Source organism: Corallococcus llansteffanensis, assembly GCF_003612055.1.
Lineage (GTDB): Bacteria > Myxococcota > Myxococcia > Myxococcales > Myxococcaceae > Corallococcus > Corallococcus llansteffanensis.
Map to the genome: position 1 here is coordinate 1 of NZ_RAWB01000814.1, position 3,327 is coordinate 3,327.

The 3,327-nt window shown below is 70.1% G+C and carries 5 protein-coding genes; 3 read left to right on the forward strand and 2 right to left on the reverse strand.

What is annotated here, in order from left to right; all coding sequences use genetic code 11:
* Positions 1-186: 186 nt before the first annotated feature.
* Positions 187-912 carry a zinc ribbon domain-containing protein gene (locus tag D7V93_RS40595; protein ID WP_120648366.1) on the reverse strand — a complete coding sequence of 242 codons (726 nt, stop codon included), beginning with the start codon at positions 910-912 and terminating at the stop codon, positions 187-189.
* A gap of 257 nt (positions 913-1,169) precedes the next feature.
* On the opposite strand from D7V93_RS40595, the gene D7V93_RS40600 reads away from it, so the two are divergent.
* Both D7V93_RS40600 and D7V93_RS45510 read left to right on the forward strand, forming a co-directional pair.
* Positions 1,170-1,766, forward strand: a complete 597-nt coding sequence (locus tag D7V93_RS40600) for a cupredoxin domain-containing protein (protein WP_208723314.1) — start codon at positions 1,170-1,172, stop codon at positions 1,764-1,766.
* Between the two features lie 176 nt (positions 1,767-1,942).
* Complete coding sequence (locus D7V93_RS45510; RefSeq protein WP_158623972.1) at positions 1,943-2,092, forward strand: hypothetical protein; 150 nt, start codon at positions 1,943-1,945, stop codon at positions 2,090-2,092.
* A 108-nt stretch (positions 2,093-2,200) separates the two neighbouring features.
* On the opposite strand, the gene D7V93_RS40605 is transcribed toward D7V93_RS45510, so the two are convergent.
* Entirely contained in the window at positions 2,201-2,491 is a 291-nt protein-coding gene (locus tag D7V93_RS40605; RefSeq protein ID WP_120648367.1) for an FYDLN acid domain-containing protein, read from the reverse strand.
* Between the two features lie 141 nt (positions 2,492-2,632).
* Between D7V93_RS40605 and D7V93_RS40610 the strand changes: the two genes are divergently transcribed.
* The coding region (locus tag D7V93_RS40610; protein ID WP_120648368.1) for a GYF domain-containing protein at positions 2,633-3,327 on the forward strand (695 nt) is incomplete at its 3' end.

A 3,327-nucleotide genomic window follows, 5' to 3' on the forward strand; every position in this document is an offset into this window, starting at 1 on the left:
CAGCTCGCGCGGGCCTCCGCTCAGCTTGTCGGCGGCTTCGTCCAGCAACTGCCCCAGGTGTTCGCGGGTGAGCCCGCGAAAGGCGCGCACTGTCGCCGTCAGCGGCTCCTCCCGAGCGATGTGGCGGAGGAGGTCGACGAGCGAAGGGGGCGGCATGGGGTGAGGCGACCTTCGGGCTGCCCGTCGCTACTTCTCGACGGAGTCCTGCAGCGCTTCGATGGCGAAGATGATGCGGTTGCACGAGGGGCACACGTCGGTGCCCAGCGAGGTGCGCAGCATGTTGTACATCTGCGGGGGCAGGTTCATGTTGCAGCCCTGGCAGGTGCCGGCCACCACGCCCACCATCGCGGGCAGCTTCTTCTTGCGGATGACCTCGTAGCGGCGCAGCAGGTTGCTGTCCACCTTCGCGGCCACGGCCTCGCGGCGGCCCTCCAGGTCCTTCACCTGGGAATCCGACTCGCCCAGCTTCCCGCGCAGCTCCGTCATGCGGCCCGACAGGCCCTGCTGCCTGGTGGCGTAGTCCGACTCCTTGCCCTTGATGGCCTCGCGCGCCATCCCCAGCTCCTTGACCTTCTCCGTCAGGGCCTCGGACTGGGTGAGGATGCCCTTCTTCGCGATGTCGATTTCGCGAGCGAGCGCCGAGTACTCACGGGTGGAGCGCTGGTCGGACAGGCGCGCTTCCCACTTCTTCACCTTGTCCTTCTCGTCCGTGATGTTCTGTTCGAGCAGGGCCTTCTGCTTCTCCAGGTCGGCCACGCGTGTCCGCTCGGCTTCGATGCCATTGCGCGCGACCCCCAGCTCCCGCTCCAGCTCGGAAATCTGGCGGGGATGCACATCCGCCGCCTTCCGGAGCGAGGCGACCTCGAGGTCCACCTTCTGCAGCTCCGCCAGGGCCTTCAGTTTCTCCCGCAAATTTGCTGCCTCCCAACACGGCCGCACCGACGCGCGGCGTGGCTCTTGTACCAACAAGGGTGCTGGTGTTCCAACGCCCAAATGGGTGACCGTCCATCCCTGGGCTTCCGGCTTGCTCCTCCAGCGTTTGAATCCGCTTCACGCACCCGTTAGACGGGACACGTGTTCCCACCACCGCTCCGACCCCTCCTGGCCCCCGCGCTCCTGCTCGCCACCGTCGCCTGCCGCGAGCCTCCACCGGGCCGACCTCCGCCACCGTGGCCCACGTCTGCGGCGACCAGGCGCAAGACCGGTCGCTCGTCGTGGGAGGGGAGGGCGCCCTGGCCCATGCCGTCGTCTCGCTCCAGGACGGCGCGGCGCTGCCCGCCCCGGAGACGCCGGCCCCGGCGCCCGTGCTGGACCAGAAGCAGTGCCACTACGAACCCCCGGCGCTCGCCGCGAGGGCGGGCACGGAGCTGGTGCTGCGCAACTCCGACCCGCTCGTCCACAACGTGCGCGCCCAGGCCGGCGCCAACCGCTCCGTCTTCAACGTGGCCATGCCGCTGGAGGGGATGTCGCTGCGCCGCCCCCTGCCCGCCGAGCCCGGCACCGTCCAGGTCCGCTGCGACGTGCACCCCTGGATGCACGCGGTGGTTCGCACCTTCGACCACCCGTACTTCACCACCACCGCCCCGGACGGGCGCTTCCGGCTCCGCGTGCCCGAGGGCTCCCACACCCTCGCCTTCTGGCACGAGCGGCTGCCCGGCTCCTCCCAGACGGTCACCGTCCGGGCCGGAGAGACCGTCCAGGTGGAGCAGACCTGGGACGTTGGGGCGCTGCGTCAGGGCGCCGCGGTGCGGGAAGGCCCTCCCTGACGCCGCTGTCATGCCCTGGAGGGCGAGAGGGAAATTATCGCCCCCGAAGGCCGTCTAAATGCTGGGAACCACAATCCCTGGTCAATTTTCTGTTTTGGTGGCAAAATTGCAGACCTGGAAGCCGTAGACTTCCAAACACGGGGGGACACACCATGCACCAGCCCAGGAAACAACCGATGGCGCCGAGCGAAGCCGACCGGGCGACCGGCGGGGCCCGTCGCAAGGGAGCCCGGCCCGTGGGGATGCAGGAGATGGGCCCCGGCCTCTACGAGCAGATCCGCCAGGTGCTGACCGAGCTGTCGCTGGCGTCCTCGCCCCGGCCCTGAGCGCCGCATCGCCCCCGGGCCCGGAGCCTGGGGGCGCGCCGCAAAAGCAAAGGGGCCCGCCCGAATGATTCGGGGGGCCCCGGAAGAGGGAAACCTCGAGGGAGGACCCTACAGGTCCTCGTCCTCGGCCGGCTCGGCGGGCGTCTCGGCGTCCTCGTCCTCGAAGGCTTCGAGACCTTCCTCGTCCTCCTCGGCCGCGGGAGTCTCCTCCGGCTCCGGCTCGATGACCTTTGGAGCGGCCGCCAGACGACCGCGCCGGCCCTCAGGGGCCTTGGCTACGACGTTCTCCCGCTGATCCGCCCCGCACTTCGGGCAGATGGGGTCCGGCTTCTTCATGTCGTAGAACTTCGTCGCGCACTTGTAGCAGACGTGCTTGTTCCCGAGATCCTTCGCCGGCATCCGCCACCCTCATCAAAGGCTAGAGAAAAAAGGGAGGGCGGCTGAATAGTTGGGCGGACGGACAGAGTCAACCGTGTGTTTGCGTGGGGGATTTCTGGCGGTAGCATCCCCGCCGGTTTCCCCCGAGAGCCGGACTCCCCCTTGAACTTCACCTGCGACAATTGCCAGAAGCGGTACTCCATTGCGGACGAGAAGGTCCGCGGCAAGACGGTCAAGGTCCGTTGCAAGAACTGCCAGAACGTCATCACCGTTGAAGGTCCCGCCGAGGAGGAGAGCACCCGCGTGGTGTCGCTCGCCGACGTGGAGCGCATCCGGGCACAGGAGCGGTCGCTCGCGGGTGGCGCCACCGCGCCCGCCGCCGCGGCAGCACCTGCCGCAGCCACCGCGCCTGCTCCCCTGTCCCGTCCCCCCGTGTCGGCCCCACAGACTCCCTGGGACGACGAACCCACGCGCACCGCGCCGCCCCGTCAGACAGCGGGAGCGCCCTGGTTCGTGATGGTCCGCAACAAGCAGGAGGGCCCGCTGGACGAGGCGGCCGTGGGCGAGTGGATGGCCGCGGGCACCATCAGCGCGCGCAGCTTCTTCTGGCGCCAGGGCATGCCGGACTGGAAGCGGGGCTCGGACATCCCGGAGCTGGCGGCGCTGTTCGCCCCCGCCGCGCCGCCCGAGCCTCCGCCGGCGCCACCCGAGCCGGCGTTCGTGGCCACGGCGCCTCCGCCGCGAGCCGCCGCGCCCGCCCGACGGGAGCCCGAGCCCCAGCAGCCCTTCTACGCCGAGCCCGAGCCGGGGCCCGCCGCCTCCGACCCGGACGCCGACGCGCCCGATCGCGATGACGC

Bases quoted from the DNA above. Each gene is read 5' to 3' on its own strand.
- D7V93_RS45510 (WP_158623972.1), top strand. From the start codon at position 1,943: ATGGCGCCGAGCGAAGCCGACCGGGCGACCGGCGGGGCCCGTCGCAAG.
- D7V93_RS40605 (WP_120648367.1), bottom strand. From the start codon at position 2,491: ATGCCGGCGAAGGATCTCGGGAACAAGCACGTCTGCTACAAGTGCGCG.